General features: G+C 52.4%; 11 protein-coding genes and 1 other RNA gene. 7 read left to right on the top strand and 5 right to left on the bottom strand.

Annotated features, from left to right (window positions below; all coding sequences use genetic code 11):
- Nucleotides 1–5: 5 nt before the first annotated feature.
- Nucleotides 6–1,361, bottom strand: coding sequence for a sodium-dependent transporter (locus K6123_RS20415; RefSeq protein ID WP_221801130.1), 1,356 nt, complete (start codon nucleotides 1,359–1,361; stop codon nucleotides 6–8).
- Between the two features lie 157 nt (nucleotides 1,362–1,518).
- Between K6123_RS20415 and smpB the strand changes: the two genes are divergently transcribed.
- The 7 genes from smpB to K6123_RS20380 all read left to right on the top strand — a co-directional run bounded on the left by smpB (nucleotide 1,519) and on the right by K6123_RS20380 (nucleotide 9,036).
- Entirely contained in the window at nucleotides 1,519–2,001 is a 483-nt protein-coding gene (smpB, locus tag K6123_RS20410; RefSeq protein ID WP_221801128.1) for an SsrA-binding protein SmpB, read from the top strand.
- 127 nt (nucleotides 2,002–2,128) lie between these two features.
- Nucleotides 2,129–2,488, top strand: a transfer-messenger RNA (tmRNA) gene (gene ssrA / locus K6123_RS20405).
- A 208-nt stretch (nucleotides 2,489–2,696) separates the two neighbouring features.
- Nucleotides 2,697–5,417 carry a cation-transporting P-type ATPase gene (locus K6123_RS20400; RefSeq protein ID WP_221801126.1) on the top strand — a complete coding sequence of 907 codons (2,721 nt, stop codon included), beginning with the start codon at nucleotides 2,697–2,699 and terminating at the stop codon, nucleotides 5,415–5,417.
- A 391-nt stretch (nucleotides 5,418–5,808) separates the two neighbouring features.
- Nucleotides 5,809–7,656, top strand: a complete 1,848-nt coding sequence (locus tag K6123_RS20395; protein WP_221801124.1) for a type VI secretion system Vgr family protein — start codon at nucleotides 5,809–5,811, stop codon at nucleotides 7,654–7,656.
- Nucleotides 7,657–7,672: 16 nt separating this feature from the next.
- A complete protein-coding gene (locus K6123_RS20390; RefSeq protein WP_221801122.1) occupies nucleotides 7,673–7,966 on the top strand; it encodes a PAAR domain-containing protein in 294 nt (97 codons plus the stop codon).
- 24 nt (nucleotides 7,967–7,990) lie between these two features.
- On the top strand, nucleotides 7,991–8,614 hold the full coding sequence (locus K6123_RS20385; RefSeq protein WP_221801121.1) for a hypothetical protein: 624 nt from the start codon (nucleotides 7,991–7,993) through the stop codon (nucleotides 8,612–8,614).
- Complete coding sequence (locus K6123_RS20380) at nucleotides 8,611–9,036, top strand: hypothetical protein (protein ID WP_221801120.1); 426 nt, start codon at nucleotides 8,611–8,613, stop codon at nucleotides 9,034–9,036. The genes K6123_RS20385 and K6123_RS20380 overlap by 4 nt, the downstream gene beginning before the upstream one ends.
- A 9-nt stretch (nucleotides 9,037–9,045) precedes the next feature.
- On the opposite strand, the gene K6123_RS20375 is transcribed toward K6123_RS20380, so the two are convergent.
- From K6123_RS20375 to tssL, 4 genes are read right to left on the bottom strand one after another with little or no spacing between them, the layout of a single operon-like run.
- Entirely contained in the window at nucleotides 9,046–9,708 is a 663-nt protein-coding gene (locus K6123_RS20375) for a PP2C family protein-serine/threonine phosphatase (protein WP_246624933.1), read from the bottom strand.
- An 11-nt stretch (nucleotides 9,709–9,719) separates the two neighbouring features.
- Entirely contained in the window at nucleotides 9,720–10,448 is a 729-nt protein-coding gene (gene tagF / locus K6123_RS20370; RefSeq protein ID WP_221801118.1) for a type VI secretion system-associated protein TagF, read from the bottom strand.
- Nucleotides 10,445–13,999, bottom strand: a complete 3,555-nt coding sequence (gene tssM / locus K6123_RS20365; RefSeq protein WP_221801117.1) for a type VI secretion system membrane subunit TssM — start codon at nucleotides 13,997–13,999, stop codon at nucleotides 10,445–10,447. Before tssM ends, tagF begins: the two co-directional genes overlap by 4 nt.
- The gene (gene tssL, locus K6123_RS23290; RefSeq protein WP_246624927.1) at nucleotides 13,996–15,237 is read right to left on the bottom strand and encodes a type VI secretion system protein TssL, long form; all 1,242 of its coding nucleotides are present in this window, start codon (nucleotides 15,235–15,237) and stop codon (nucleotides 13,996–13,998) included. Before tssL ends, tssM begins: the two co-directional genes overlap by 4 nt.
- Nucleotides 15,238–15,239: the final 2 nt, after the last annotated feature.

Here is a 15,239-nt window from a genome sequence, read left to right as displayed (position 1 = left end):
CTCAATTAGATTGGCAGACCATGCAGGAAGATAAAGCCGATAGCGACCGGCGAGACGAACTTCAGCATAAACATCCACAGCTTATAGAGCAGCGGTGAATGAATGCGGGCTTCGTGCTTGATGGTCTCCTGACTGACAAACCAGCCTGCGAAAACGGCGATGAGAATACCACCGAGTGGCAGCATGATGTTAGAGGTCAGGAAATCCAGCGTGTCGAAGAAGGTTTTGCCGAACAGTGTGTAGCTGCTCCATTCATTGAATGACAGCACAGTGCCAATACCCAGAAACCAGGAAAAGGCACACACAAACACTGTCGCCTTAACCCGCGAGAAGCCCTTTTCAACGGCCCAGGCAACTGCCGGTTCAGCAATGGAAATGGCCGAGCTCCAGGCCGCAATGGCAACCAGAATAAAGAATACTGCACCAATCAGATCACCCGCCGGCAAATTGGCAAAGGCGATTGGCAGCGTCTGGAACAACAGCCCCGGACCCGCCCCCGGCTCCAGACCATTGGAAAATACCACCGAGAACACCACGATACCGGCAACCAGAGCCACCAGGGTATCAAGAACCCCGACCGCCAGAACGGTCTTGCCCAGTGACGCCTGCACCGGCATGTAAGAGCCATAAGCCATAATCGCGCCCATGCCCAGACTCAGGGTAAAGAAGGAATGACCCAGTGCCACCACCACGCTTTCACCGCTCAACTTGCTGAAATCAACACTGAACAGGAAGGCCAGCGCATCACCAAAACCAGGCGTTGTCAGGGCGTAGCCAAACAGCATCACCAGCATGATAAACAGCAAAGGCATCAATACTCGCAGGCTATCTTCCAGGCCCTTGTTAATACCACGAGAGATAACAACACCCACCAGCACCATGAAGATGGTATGCAGAATGGTCAGCTGCAGCGGGTCGGACAGCAGCCCACCAAACTCGGCACCGGCTACATCGCTGCCTGCCCCACTGAACACACCGGTTGCCATCTTGACGATGTACGACAAGGTCCAGCCAGCAATCACGCTATAGAACGACAGGATAAAAAAGCCGCACAAAGCTCCCATCCAGCCAATGACCCGAAAGAAACCTGGGGCATTTTCCTGTTTTGCCAAGGTCTGCATGGTGTGAATCGGACTCATCCGACCACGACGTCCCAGCAACACCTCAGCCATCATGACCGGGATACCGGCCGCCAAAATGCACGCCAGATACACCAGTACAAAGGCACCGCCACCATTTTCCCCGGTGATATACGGGAACTTCCAGATGTTACCCAATCCAACGGCAGAACCGGTGGCAGCCAGGATAAATGTCCAACGATTGGCCCATACACCGTGCATACCGGTTTTGTCTGAATTCATGTTATTCTTCCCCGCTTAACTAGTGGCTGTATTGTCAAAGATTTGTCATTTCGCCTCAAGCCAATGTCGGTTCAGGTTTGGCCCAATTTTCAAGACTATCTGGGCAAATTCACTATCCGATGTCATGTCAGCGTTTTCGGACCTTGTTTCTGACCTTATGAGTGCCAAGAAAAAAACCCAAAACTCCAGCCCCACCATCGCCCTCAACAAAAAGGCGCGACACGACTTCTTCCTCGAAGACAAACTGGAAGTTGGTCTTGAACTACAAGGCTGGGAAGTAAAAGCCATGCGTGAAGGCAAATGCCAGCTGGTTGATTCCTTTGTCGAATTTCACAAAGGCGAAGCCTGGTTGCACGGTGCCCTCATCACCCCGTTAAACCAGGCATCAACTCACGTGGTCTGCGAACCTCGCCGTGAGCGCAAGTTGCTGATGCATCGTCGCCAGATCGAAAACCTCCAGCAAAAGGTACAAGCCAAGGGTTACACCTGCGTCTGCACCGCCATTTACTGGAAAGGTCACATGATCAAGGGCGAAGTCGCCCTGGCCAAGGGTAAACAGCTGCACGACAAGCGTAACAGCAGCAAAGACCGCGACTGGGCCAAGCAAAAAGAGCGCATCATGAAGCACTCGGTGCGCTGAATGTTACAAATCCACTTGGCAAACGCCGGTGGGTTCTTTAACATTCCGCTTCTGGTTTGGAACTCGCTATGCAAATGGCGGTCACAAACCAAACTGGCCAGAGTTAGCAGCCAGTAGACAAGTTTCTGGGGATGATCCGGATTCGACGTTGATTACAAAGCTAGCGGTGCATGTCGAGAGGGTAAGGTGATCTCGTTAATAAACGTCTTACAAAGTTATAGTCGCAAACGACGAAAACTACGCACTGGCAGCTTAATAACCCTGCCTACCTCCGAACTCAGGTGCCTATGACTGGGGGACGAGGGCTGAGCCCCATAGGATCGCCTGGATGTTTCGCTCGGAACTGAACGGCTAAAACCTGATCGAGCTCGCTGGTCATGCCCTGTCTCTCGGGCCGTGCCTGGCTAAATCAATAGAGAAGACTAAACATGTAGATCTTCTAGTGGAGGATTGGCGGACGCGGGTTCAACTCCCGCCATCTCCACCAAACAACAAAGCCTCGTCCAGTCGGACGGGGCTTTTTTGTTTCTGGTCCATACACCCACGCCACCATTTTCCTGCTGGTCTTATTGCTGTCATAGCCCTGCGGCACCCTCGACAATACGTTTATCGTCCAAAAATTGACCAACTTCGCTATCAGGCAACGATGCCAGCGTTAAGCTGGGATGCAGAGACACTTGCAGGGAGCCGCAATCATGAGCAAACCGAAACCCATTCCTGCCCAGCCAACAGCCTGGCATGCCATGGCTCCAGCGGAAGCGCTCACCCGGCTTTCAGCCACGGCAACCGGCCTGAGCAGCGAACAAGCCAGCCAGCGCCAGCAACAATATGGTGCCAACCGACTAACCCCGGCGAAGCAGCGCAGTGCTCTGATGCGATTGTTGTTGCAGTTTCACAATGTGCTGATTTATGTGTTGCTGGCCGCCGCTGCGCTGACCGTCGCGCTGCAGCATTACACCGATGCCGCAGTGATTGCTGTGGTCGTCATTCTGAATGCCGTGATCGGGTTTCTGCAGGAAGGCAAAGCCGAACGCGCCCTCGAAGCAATTAGCCAGATGCTGTCGCCACAGGCACTGGTCAGCCGTGATGGCCACAAACAAAACCTCGCTGCTGACCAGCTGGTTCCGGGTGATATTGTCCACCTCAACCCGGGCGATCGGGTACCGGCGGATATTCGCTTGCTGCAGGTTACTGCCCTGCGAGCCGATGAAGCCTTGCTGACTGGTGAAGCCGTGCCTGCGTCCAAAAGCGTCGAGGCCGTCGCCAATGAAGCGGTGCTGGGTGACCGCCGCTGCCTGCTCTACTCAGGTTCGCTGATCACCAGTGGAACCGGCACTGGCGTGGTGGTTGAAACCGGAGATAACACCGAAATTGGCCGTATCAGCGCTATTCTGGGTCAGGTCGAAACGCTCACTACCCCACTACTGCGGCAAATGGATCGGTTTGGCCAACAACTGACTTTCGGCATTGTGGTGATGGCGTTGGTAACCATGTTGTTTGGTGCGCTGGTACGGGACTATTCGCTGGCCGATATGTTTCTGGCTGCCGTTGGTCTGGCCGTCGCCGCGATTCCGGAAGGTCTGCCTGCCATCATGACCATCACGCTGGCCTTGGGAGTCCAGCGTATGGTGCAACAACACGCGATCGTCCGTCGTTTGCCTGCAGTCGAAACCCTCGGTTCAGTCACCGTGATTTGCTCCGACAAAACCGGCACCCTCACTCGTAACGAAATGACGGCCACCACCATTGCCACTGTCGATGGTCGCTATGCGGTGTCTGGTGTCGGTTATCAACCGGATGGCCAGATTACCTTTGCTGGCTTGCCACCGGATCAAACCCAGCAAGCAGAGCTGTCTTCTTTGCTACGCGCCGGACTGTTGTGTAACGACGCCAGTTTGCATCCGCAGGATGATCACTGGATCAGCCAGGGCGACCCGACCGAAATTGCGCTGGTGACTCTGGCCCATAAAAGCCAGCTGGCCATCGCTGAAACCCTGGCCGACTATCCGCGACTGGCCGCCATTCCGTTTGAATCTGAACATCGTTTCATGGCCACCCTGCATCAGGATCAACTCGGCCATCAGTTTATTTACGTCAAAGGGGCACCGGAACGACTGATGGAAATGTGCTCCTGCCAACGGGCCAATGGCGAGCAACAACCGCTCAATCGCAATTACTGGTTGCAGCAAATGCACGCTATGGCGAGCCAGGGTCAACGAGTGCTGGCCATCGGTGAACGAATCGTCGGCACACCACTCATTAACGGCTTGCACTACGGCGAGCTGGAACATGAAATCACCTTGCTGGGCCTTATCGGAATTATTGATCCACCACGCTCGGAAGCCATAGATGCCGTAACTGCCTGCCACCAGGCCGGTATTCGGGTCAAAATGATCACTGGCGATCATGCCCTGACTGCTGTTTCTATCGCCAGTCAGCTGGGCATTGGTGATGGTGAAACGGTTCTGAGTGGCCATCATATTGACGAACTTAGCCCACAGGAATTACAGGCCAGAGCCATGCAGGTTGATGTGTTTGCACGCACCTCACCCGAACACAAACTGCAGCTGGTGCAAGCCCTACAAGCCAGTGGCCAGGTGCTGGCCATGACCGGCGACGGGGTAAACGATGCACCATCGCTGAAGCAGGCCGATATCGGTATTGCCATGGGTGACAAGGGTACCGAAGTGGCCAAGGAAGCCGCCGAAATGGTGCTCACTGACGATAACTTTGCCACCATTGCCCGCGCCGTCGGTGAAGGCCGCACAGTCTATGACAATCTGAAAAAGTCGATTTTGTTTATCCTGCCGACCAACGGGGGCGAAGCCCTGACCATTATGGCGGCGATTGTACTGGGTATCGCGCTGCCAATTACGCCGGTGCAAATTCTGTGGGTCAACATGATCACCGCCGTGACGCTGGCACTGGCGTTTGCTTTCGAACCTGCGGAAAGCGATGTCATGCAGCGTAAGCCTCGCCAACCGGGTGAGGCGATTCTGTCTCGCATGCTGATCTGGCGGATTCTGTTTGTGTCGCTGATTCTGGTCTGTGGCACTTTCGGACTGTTCTATTTCCATCACAGCCAGGGTGCTTCGCTGGAGCTGGCTCGTACCATCGCCGTCAATACACTGGTAATGTTCGAGATTTTCTATCTGTTTAACACCCGTTCGATTCAAGGGCCGGTGCTAAACTATCCAGGCCTGTGCGGGAATCGAATTGCCCTTTATGCGATTGGCTTACTGCTGTTGTTCCAGCTGGCCTTTACCTACTTGCCGCCCATGCAGGCCTTGTTCGATACACAAGCCATGACTCTACATCAGTGGCTGCAGGTAATATTGGTAGCCTCATCGGTGCTCTGGCTGGTCGAGCTGGAGAAATGGTTGGGTCGCTCGCGTAAAGTCAATGAGCCTGATTGACCCAGACCAGTCAGGCTCACTCACCTCGTGACAGGAATCATTTACCAGCCAAAGTCAAAAACTCAGTTCTCAACTTGAACCTTGTGCGCAAACCAAACACTATTTTTATGATAACTGCCGCATTAAAAAAATTGATATTGTGTTCATATCGACTAACTTTTTGACGATATAAACCGAAATAGTGACAACTTTCTCGATTTTACAAGCCCGGCAAATAAAAAATTTCAAGGGAGGCTATTATCGAGTCGTTTCAGACCCGATTTATTTGATTAATTTCACATCCGAAATGCAAATTTGTGCCTATTGGGCTGCGTCCAGCAACGTTGCAGACGAGCACAAGCAACTGCACAAATCCCATGGATAGCGGGATGTAAGTCAGAAAGGAGCCATCATGGCAAGCATTCACACTCAGGATAAACGACTATTCAGAATTGAGACTACACTTGGATCCGGCATATTGATTGCGGACTCCATGGAGTGTCAGTTTTCCATGTCCAAAGGATTTACATTTAAAGTAAATGTATTTTCGGAACAAGAACACAATTTAAAACCGGAAGACGTGATAGGAACATCATCAACAATTGAACTCATAAAAAGTGATGATACGCCCCGATATTTTAATGGTCTGATTTCCGAGTTATCCGCTAAAGGTACCAGTTCGGCTGGTACAAAAAGTCTTTATCAACTCACCATAACGTCCTGGCTCGAGCTGTTGCTGGCCCACCGCTCTGACTGCCGAATATTTCAGGATGAACCCGTAGACAAGGTCATTGCTGCTATTTTCAAGGAGTATGGAGACAACGCCCGTTACAAGATTGAATTGGCCAACAGTCATTCCAACAAACGTTTCTGGGTGCAGTACAACGAGAGCGATCTCGACTTTTTCAAACGAGTCTGCCAACAGTCTGGCCTGACGTTCTATTTCAGCCATGAAAACGGCCAGCACACGTTAAACATTACTGACGACGCGAATTCATTACCAGCCATGTCACCGGCCAAAATTCGCATCCAGTCTCACACTCCTTCACTGGATCACCTGACCTACTGGCAAAACAGTGGCCGCTTTATTACCGGCAAGTACAGTGAAGCTTCCTACAACTACATGACGCCGCAGCAAAAGGTTGAGGTTAACTCCACAGCCAGCGGCAACATTGCCAATGCCACTGGTGTCATGTCGCTGGAATCCTATGTTTATTCAGACACCATAGAAACCAAAGGCGATGGCAAATTACGTGTCAGTGCTCGCCGCGATAATGAAACCAGCCGGGCATCTATTTTTCATGGTGGTGGCGACTGCCGCGGCCTCGATGTTGGCAGCCACTTTGGCGTTGAGCTGGCACCTGTCGGCGGGCTTCTTGCAGCATTCGACTACCAGGATGAAGAGTTCACACTGACCCGAATGGTATTCACCGCCGACAATAACCGCTCCATGTTCAACTGTCGTATCGAGGCAGTTCCTCGCGGCACCTTGATCTTCCCGGATGCCATAGCCCCAACCATTAACGGTTTGCAAACGGCTATTGTAACTGGCCCCTCCGGCGAAGAAGTCCACACCGATGAATATGGCCGTATAAAAGTGCAATTCCATTGGGACCGCTTAGGTAAGTCGGATCAGGAAAGTACCTGCTGGCTACGAGTCATGCAGGGCTTTGCAGGCAGTGAATTTGGCTCCTATTTTTTGCCACGGGTTGGCCAGGAGGTCGTGGTCGCGTTCGAAAACGGCAACCCCGAACGGCCATTTGCACTTGGCTCGCTGTACCACACCGAACACAAACCACCCTATTCATCCCAAAAAGGCACCCGTTCCGGTATCCGCACCCGTTCGGTCAAGGGCGGCAGCGTCGACAACTGCAATGAACTCTACTTCGAAGACAAAAAAGGGAGCGAAGAGGTTTATCTGCAGGCAGAGAAAGATTTCAACGAACTGGTTAAAAATGACCACACCACAACTGTTCAGAATGATCAGACACTCACCATCAATAATGATCAGACGATCAGTATAAGTAATAACCAGAGCGCCACGATCGGCGGAGACAGTAAAACCAGTGTGTCTGGCGATACAACGTTAAAAGTTGGCGGCGACGGTACTGAAAAGTTCAGTGGCAATCTGCAACTGGATGCCGGTGGCAGTATCACTATCAAGGCTGGCAGCAGTATTACCCTGAAAGTAGGCGGCAGTAGTATCACGATCAGCAGCAGCAGTGTTGCGATCAAATCCGGCTCCATCATGCTCAACTAGACAGGAGAATATCACTATGGGAAAACCTGCTGCCCGTCTGGGTGACATAGCGTCCAATCACGGCCCCTGGCCACCAACTCCAATTCTGGCTGGTAGTGGCAATGTACTGATTAATGGCCTGCCTGCGGCACGCCAGGGGGACTCCGTGTTACTGCACGTCATTCCCCACAATCCCCCTCATCCCCGCTCCATTGCCGCCGGATCAGGGAGCGTTAAAATCAACGGTATTCCTGCAGCCAGAGTTGGTGATGCGATTTCCTGTGGCGGCAAGGTCGCTGCAGGTTCTGGCAATGTGTTGATAGGAGGCTAGTTCACCTCATGAAGGCAAATAACAATGTCTGAAAACGAGCATGACCTGCAGGCGCCCGGCACCATAGAGACATTGAAATACCTGTCCGTCTACGAGCATTTTGCAGAAGCTGTTGGGGAATCCTTATCCATGTTTACAGACCCTCAACAGGTGTGTGAGCAATTACGACGTAAAGCTGAACAACTGGCTGACTTGCCGGAAGATCAGCAAGAACTGCATGCTCCCATTGCCATTGCCGAAGTTTTTGCGCTGGCAGGATTCGGTATGCTACCTGCCAATGCAGCGGGTATAGAGTCGCAAGCAAAGGGATCAGAGCAATCTCGCGCCCCCCTCACAAAGCAGGAGATCCCTGAAGAACTACAAAAGTCCGAACTAGGAGTTTACGGCTACTTGCCAACCCCTGATTCCTATTATCACACCAGCCGTTACGGCATCGATTGGACCGACAAATCGCAAGTACTGCAACTAAAACAGCAACGCATCCAGTATTTACAACAACGCCAGCAAAACCACGTACCACCTCAAGAAGACAGTCAGGTTAATCACGTCCCCTGCCTTTACCCTGGTGTCGAACAGCAAGAAGCCCTCGCACATCGGAGAGCTGTTGCTATCGACTTGTTGACCGGTCTGGCTGAAGTAAAAACATGATTTTATTTAACGGATTTGGTGACCGCGGATTGGTCGAATTTGACCCTATGAGTGGTCATCGCCACCCTACAAGCACCTACAACTATGTTAGCGGCTGTTTTTTCCAGCAAGGGCAAAATAATAGTGCTCTGTATAAACAAGGGGTGGATATAATTCTCCAAATTCAGCAAAGAATTTGGACGATCAACCACCCTGAAGTACAGGTTTTATACAGCCACGATGTGTCTTCAGGAACAACCAGCTTCCTCATCAAAGACACCCTACACCAGCGAGAAATAACCTACCAGGCCTGGTGGAGCCAGCATGGACTATTACGTCCTGGCCAACCAGAAGAGGACGAATTAAACGACTTTTTTGGCTATGTCGCCGAAGTCTGGCGAAACCCTGAACTTCAGCAGGCTCTGCTGCAATCCTGGGTGTAGAGCCATTTTTCACACGTCCACAATAATACTGCTGAGGTTATCCGGGGCGCCGCGTCGCAGTGCGTCGTAAACAAACCGGCTGTTGATCTGGTCAATGTCTTCGTGCAGCTGGCGCAAACCGTTTTCCAGTTGTTGATCCGTGATGACCTTGTTGATGCCATCAGTGCACAGGAAAAACCGGTCGCCTTCGTATAAATAACCATTGGTGTAATCAGTAAAGGCGACCGGTTCGACACCGACGCAATGGGTCAGGGCCCCCTCGTCGGCGTGGTCTTCAGTTAGCATCAGCAACTGATTATCCCTGAGCAGATAGCATCGACTATCACCCGTCCAGTAGCAGTGGTAATGCTCGCCTTCCAGAATCAATGCAACAAAGGTAGTCCCGACAATTCCGTGGGCACTTTGCCAGCGAGCAAATTCCAGTAATTCGTGATTGGCGTTTTGAATCGCAGCAGGCAGATATTCAACCAACTGGCTGCCGCTATGATGCTTACACGCTTGCTGCAAGTGAGTTACGACACATTGACTGGCATAGTCGCCGGCTTCGTGCCCCCCCATACCATCGGCAACAGCCCACAAACCGCTTTCAGGAACCAGCAGGATACTGTCTTCGTTACGGGATCGAACCAGGCCTTCATGGGTCTGGCCACTGGAGGCGATGCCGCCAACCATATTCAACACGGCTAGCGACCACCATCTCGAGGTAAATGCAGTGGCCAGCCCCAGTGCTGCCAGCGTCCATCAAGCATGGCAGCAAACTGCCCGGCATCAGGCATCTGCGAAGAAATCATCAGACAAGGCTCAATATGCTCTGATCCCGTCGTCCACCAAAGTCCAAATGGACCAAATGCCCGCTCCGTCAGTCCTTTAACCAACGCCTGCATCAAGCCACCGTGACTGTGATCATGAATAGGAGTGACCAGGCCAGCACGAGATGAGGTATGGCCAATCTCCAGCTGCCAGGAAGTTAATTGGGTAAAAAGCGGTAGATCAAGTGATTCAATCAGGCCTATCCAATGGTTGTAACTCATATCTTCGTCGAGCACTTTCAGCAGGAGTGACTCTGCCGAGTGATACCATTGTTCCCCATTCAGGTAGGCAGACCAGGGGTCATAGCGGCCTTCCTGCATCAGGGCAACCGGAAAATAGCGACCGACTTCATCAACACTGGGCATCATCTGGCCAACAACAGCTTGCGGCGACAACAGCCCCGGTGACAAGGCAAAGTGCCAAACCGGGCTGGTGAGGTAATAGTCGAGCCAGCTATCTCCCAGTTGCTCCTTACTGACACTGATTGATGCTTGCAACCATTGATGCCACAGCTCTGTCAGCTCTCGTGGAAGAAAGTGGCTGACAAACTCGGCCTGTTGGGGCACCTTGCCAAACAGGCCGCAGTTGGATGACTGCTTCATAACCGTTCCGGCAAACTGAAGTTACGAATGTCGTTCTGATCGAACGGGTTGTAGACGCTGCCAGGCAACAACTGATAGCCCGCTTTGATACCGCTTATGTCAAAGGCAACCATCCAACTGTCTTTACCAGTTTGTTTCTTCAGCTGGCCGTATTTGTCGATCAGGCGGAACCAGCTCCATTCACCGTCAACCCCACCACTAACGGGTGTTCCACGACTGGCAAGCGAAAAGGTCAGGCGCGACGTCTGCTCTGTACCTGGCCAGAGAATTTCAGAGGAACGTACCGGTCCATGTTTATAGGTCATCGAAGCGCCATCAATGTTCAGCGTTGAACCAATGGCGGTACCGTCAAGAGTATCTGGCTTCAGCGTCATAGGAACCTGCAATGCATCACCACCATTAAACCAGGCTCGCTGGATCTTGTTGGCCTTTTCAAACATCCTCAGACTGGCAACGCTCAAACCAATGTTCTTTTTCCACTTCCAGGGCGTCCGGGAGGTGTCAGCAAACGGCGCTATGTATTCAGCAAAATAGCCGTCCAGCATGCCGCCCGGGCCAAAGAAGGTTGTAAAGTCCGCCAGCCGAATATCCTGGCTGCTGTTTGGATTGATCGGATAGCGTCCCTTGAGGGCAACGTTATAGAAACCAATCACATCCGACTTCCAGATATCATTCAGGTGTCCCTTGGCCGCCACCACGGTAACCTGGGAGGTGTTGCGGGCAACCGAATCAAACCAGCTGCGGACCAGCCCCGGCGCTTCTGCTGTTGCCTGCTTGACTGCGTTAAGTGCCTGACTGCCCGGCTGTGAGTTGAGACTGGCCTGGAAAGCCGTTGCTTTCATATCGTCGGAATACGACAGCGACTGGAAGTAGTCATACAATCCATTAAAGGAATTCTGCAGCTGGTCCAGCTGCCTGCCTTTGGCTTCGGAGGTGTAGTCGTTGAGATCGCTGAAATGATCGCTAACCGGTTTGCCCGGCAGCGCAATGTCACCCATCACGCTGGCTGGCACCAATCGCTTCAGACGGTTGATTTCATTCGGGCCAAATTCCTCGGTTGCCTGATTCAGTGCCTCTTTTTTATCGTCACTGAGGGTACTGCCCGGAATTTCGCTAAGCGCGGTATTCTTGCGTACGGCATCCAGTACCTTTACCAGCGGCTGATCGGCACCAGCCAACATACGCAACACCGCCTGACCACCATCAACGGTACTGAAAGAGCGTATACGAAGATCTGACAGGTAATCGTCCCAACGCTGGGCATATTCGGTGTAGTAATACTCACCTACCCGCTTGCTGATCGCCTTGATGTCATCGTCGGACAATTCACTGTGGAGCTCGTCACCGTAGATCCATTGCTCGTCGGCGAGCCGTTGTGCCATACGCTGACGCTGTACGTTGAAGTTGGTATGGAAGCCGCTATAGGTAAAAAAGCCCGGAATACCGTCATTCAGCTCCTTGCCGCTACGTCGGTAGAAGATGATTTCTGCCTTTTTGCCAAGTACCTTGTCGATATCAAATTCACCACCTCCAGCAGCCAGCGCATCGTATTTAAGACGCCGATAGAGACGCTGGTCGAGAGGCGTACGAGCAAGAATATCCCGTGCACTGGCAACCACTTCGTCATTCATGGCAAGCGGGTAACGGGCATTAGCCAAAGCCTGCTGCAAATGGCTGTTGAGATTATCCCGAAGAGGTTGATTAAACTCACCCGGTAGCAAGCGTTGCCAGAGGATATCGGCCCAGGAGACAAATCCTTTGGGCTCCATATGTTCAGCGTTAAACAACATCAGGTAGAACTTGAGTGACTCGTAGAGCAGTTCATCATCCTCCTGGGATGTGCGGATCTGCGCAGCCATCATGGTCGCAACGTCACGCATAAAATAGGCGCTGAGAGCATCCAGATAGGTCGCTTTCAACTGCGCACCGACTTTCTGTCCCTGATACAAACCGAAGCCTTCCGCAACTTCCGGCTCACTGTCACTGTCGTTATAGCCACTTGGAGCGTCCCTGAGAGTATCCATTGAACGAGAGAGTGTGAGCCAGTCGCTGGGCTGCTCAAGACTGCCACCAGACTCCTGCTGATACTGCTGGACACTTTGTTCAACCTGCGCCAGATAGCTCTCGTTGATGTTTTTGCTGTTATTCCATGCGTACAGCATGCCGGCAAAACCGCTCAACCCCACCAACATGGCGCCACGATACAACCATTGGTTGCGCTGACGCACCCGGGCATTCAATGACGCCAGATCGGCTTCGGCAAAAATCACATTTTTGAGCAGATTCTGAACAAAATAGGAACGCGATTCACGCGCCGGACGCTCCGCAGGCGAGGTGCAGTAGTCGGCGCCGATAACACCACCGGCCCAGCGTGATGGCAAGGCAGCCTGGGTACCACTAACGAAATAGACGCCGCGCAGAATAAACGGCTCTTCAAACTGGTTAGGACTGAAAATATTACCAAGGAAGCCTGCAATGGAAGCTTCCAGTACCTGCATCTGCCGGGGAAATTCAAAGATCAGATTACGTTTGGTGGCCGAAGATTCATCATGCAAACGCCCGCGAACCTGATGATTCATCCGCTGTACCAGCGCATTATATTGCTTGGGAAATTGCTCCAGAATCTGACGAGCCTTACTGGCCCCCAGCTCTTCGAACGTAATGCCCCATGGCTGTTGGCGAGGTTCATCATCCATGCCACCAAAGAAGCTGTTGAAACCAACCAGACGATCCATCTTGGTGAAGATGACGTAGACCGGCAGCTCCATATGCAGGTGCGCGTTCAACTCCTGAATACGCTGTTTGATTGCGGTGGTTTGCAAACTCAGCTGGGTATCCGTCTTGCTGAGCAAATCTTCAATGCTGACCGCCACCAGAATGCCGCTGAGAGGCCTTTTGGGACGGGCTTTCTTGAGACGTGACAAAAATGCCAGCCAGGCATGTGACTCTATTTTTCTGGGGTTATCCTGTGTGGTGTAACGACCAGCGGTATCAATAAAAATAGCCTGATCAGTAAACCACCAGTCGCAATAGAGCGTGCCACCTGCGCCTTGTACCGGATCGTCTCCCATCTGGTTTTTTAGCGGAAATTCCAGACCAGAATTTTTCAGTGCGGTGGTTTTTCCAGAGCCCGGCGCACCAATGATCATGTACCAGGGCAAGGAGTAGAGTTTATTGCCACCCAGACCCAAACGTGATTTCTGCCCTTGCATCAGATTGATGGCATCACGCAGGCGGCTTCCCAGCACCTGTTCTTCATGCGAACTTTCTTCTGACGGTTGTTCGCCCGGCTTTGCTGGCAGCGGTTCGTCGATCACCTGCTCCAGAGCTTTCTCTGACTGCCGGGCAGAACGGTTCACTCGCAGATTATTCAGCCCCCATAACACCAACACCACAAAAATGACGCCAAGTCTGCTGATATCGGACTCCAGTGGCTTGTAGTCGGCGATGGCTATCACCGGGCCAATAAACCAGACCACGGCAGCGAGCAGGATGATTGCCAACAACGCCAGAAACCATCCTTGAGTAACGAATTGAATAACTTTTTTCATGATTGGGAATTCTCCGCCTCGCTGGCAGTCATTACGGCTTCCGGCGTCCCTGCCGGATTTTCAATCGAATCACGGGCATGTACGTTCTGGTGATACACGTCAATCACCACGCGGCGATTGCTGGCACGCCCCTCCGCTGTCTCATTGGAAACGACAGGCTCGGTATCGCCGCGTCCCTCCGGTAGCAAACGTCCCGTCAGATCACCGGCATGGCCCAGATAGCGCGACACCGCCGAGGCACGGGCCAGTGATAAATGCCAGTTGGAAGGAAAGCGAGTTGTCCGGATAGCCTGGTTATCCGTATGGCCGGTAACCATGATGCGGCCGGTAGTGGTTTCCAGCGCCATGGCGATCTTGTCGAGTACCGGGTTAAACATTTCGTTGAGTTCGTCAGTACCCGACGCAAATAGCTCACCGCCTGACAGGGTGATTGAAGTGTGAGTCATGTAGTGATCAATACGGATCAGACCCCGTTCGATTTCCGGTGCCAGTAACGTCATCAGGCGTACAGCTTCCGGGTGCGGCTCATTAGCCTCTGCGACTGCCATCACCCCATGAGGCACCAGAGCAGCAACCCGACTAACGGTCGCATCAGAGAGCTCATTCAGACTCATCAATTGATAACTATATACGGCAAAGCCACCGAGCAGCAGGACCGCCCACAGCATCCACACGGGCAGAAAGGTGAAAATCCGGTTTTTCAGTCCAGCTACCGGAGTAATAGAAGGTGATAACTCTTGCGGATGGTCATCCTTGCTACGAATCAGCAATTCATAAATCTGGCTACGAATTTGCTCTACCTTGAACGGGCCCTGCGGATGAATACGGTATTTGCCCATAAACCCCAGCGAAAGCACCAGATACATCAACTCAATCAAGTCCAGATGCTGACCCGGTGATAACAAGACCTCGTCAAGCAGGCCGAAAATTCGTTCACCGCCGTAGGTTTCTCCGTGTACCGAACTCAGCAAGCTCTTCTGGGACCAGACGCTATGTTCCCCCCAGGCGGTATTCAGTACCGTCTCGTCCAACAAGGAACAGAGGATGTAAGAGGCTTGCTGACGGGTTTCCGGATCAACACCTGCTGCCGTCAGTTGATGGCCGAACTGTTTGACCAGCGCAACGATTTCACGTTGCAGGCTGCCGACGTCGATCTGGCCATTCAGCTGCCGTAACTGGGGAACCAGTGCCAGTAATGGATCAGCGGCATCCAGCAATGTTGAATGCGGCAAGCTCAAAG

The sequence above is a fragment of the Oceanobacter mangrovi genome (genome assembly GCF_019740315.1).
Classification (GTDB): Bacteria; Pseudomonadota; Gammaproteobacteria; order Pseudomonadales; family Oceanobacteraceae; genus Oceanobacter; species Oceanobacter mangrovi.
This window is presented reverse-complemented; position numbering and strand designations above follow the sequence as displayed.

Bases quoted from the DNA above. Each gene is read 5' to 3' on its own strand.
- K6123_RS20415 (WP_221801130.1), bottom strand. From the start codon at position 1,361: ATGAATTCAGACAAAACCGGTATGCACGGTGTATGGGCCAATCGTTGG.
- smpB (WP_221801128.1), top strand. From the start codon at position 1,519: ATGAGTGCCAAGAAAAAAACCCAAAACTCCAGCCCCACCATCGCCCTC.
- K6123_RS20400 (WP_221801126.1), top strand. From the start codon at position 2,697: ATGAGCAAACCGAAACCCATTCCTGCCCAGCCAACAGCCTGGCATGCC.
- K6123_RS20395 (WP_221801124.1), top strand. From the start codon at position 5,809: ATGGCAAGCATTCACACTCAGGATAAACGACTATTCAGAATTGAGACT.
- K6123_RS20390 (WP_221801122.1), top strand. From the start codon at position 7,673: ATGGGAAAACCTGCTGCCCGTCTGGGTGACATAGCGTCCAATCACGGC.
- K6123_RS20385 (WP_221801121.1), top strand. From the start codon at position 7,991: ATGTCTGAAAACGAGCATGACCTGCAGGCGCCCGGCACCATAGAGACA.
- K6123_RS20380 (WP_221801120.1), top strand. From the start codon at position 8,611: ATGATTTTATTTAACGGATTTGGTGACCGCGGATTGGTCGAATTTGAC.
- K6123_RS20375 (WP_246624933.1), bottom strand. From the start codon at position 9,708: ATGGTTGGCGGCATCGCCTCCAGTGGCCAGACCCATGAAGGCCTGGTT.
- tagF (WP_221801118.1), bottom strand. From the start codon at position 10,448: ATGAAGCAGTCATCCAACTGCGGCCTGTTTGGCAAGGTGCCCCAACAG.
- tssM (WP_221801117.1), bottom strand. From the start codon at position 13,999: ATGAAAAAAGTTATTCAATTCGTTACTCAAGGATGGTTTCTGGCGTTG.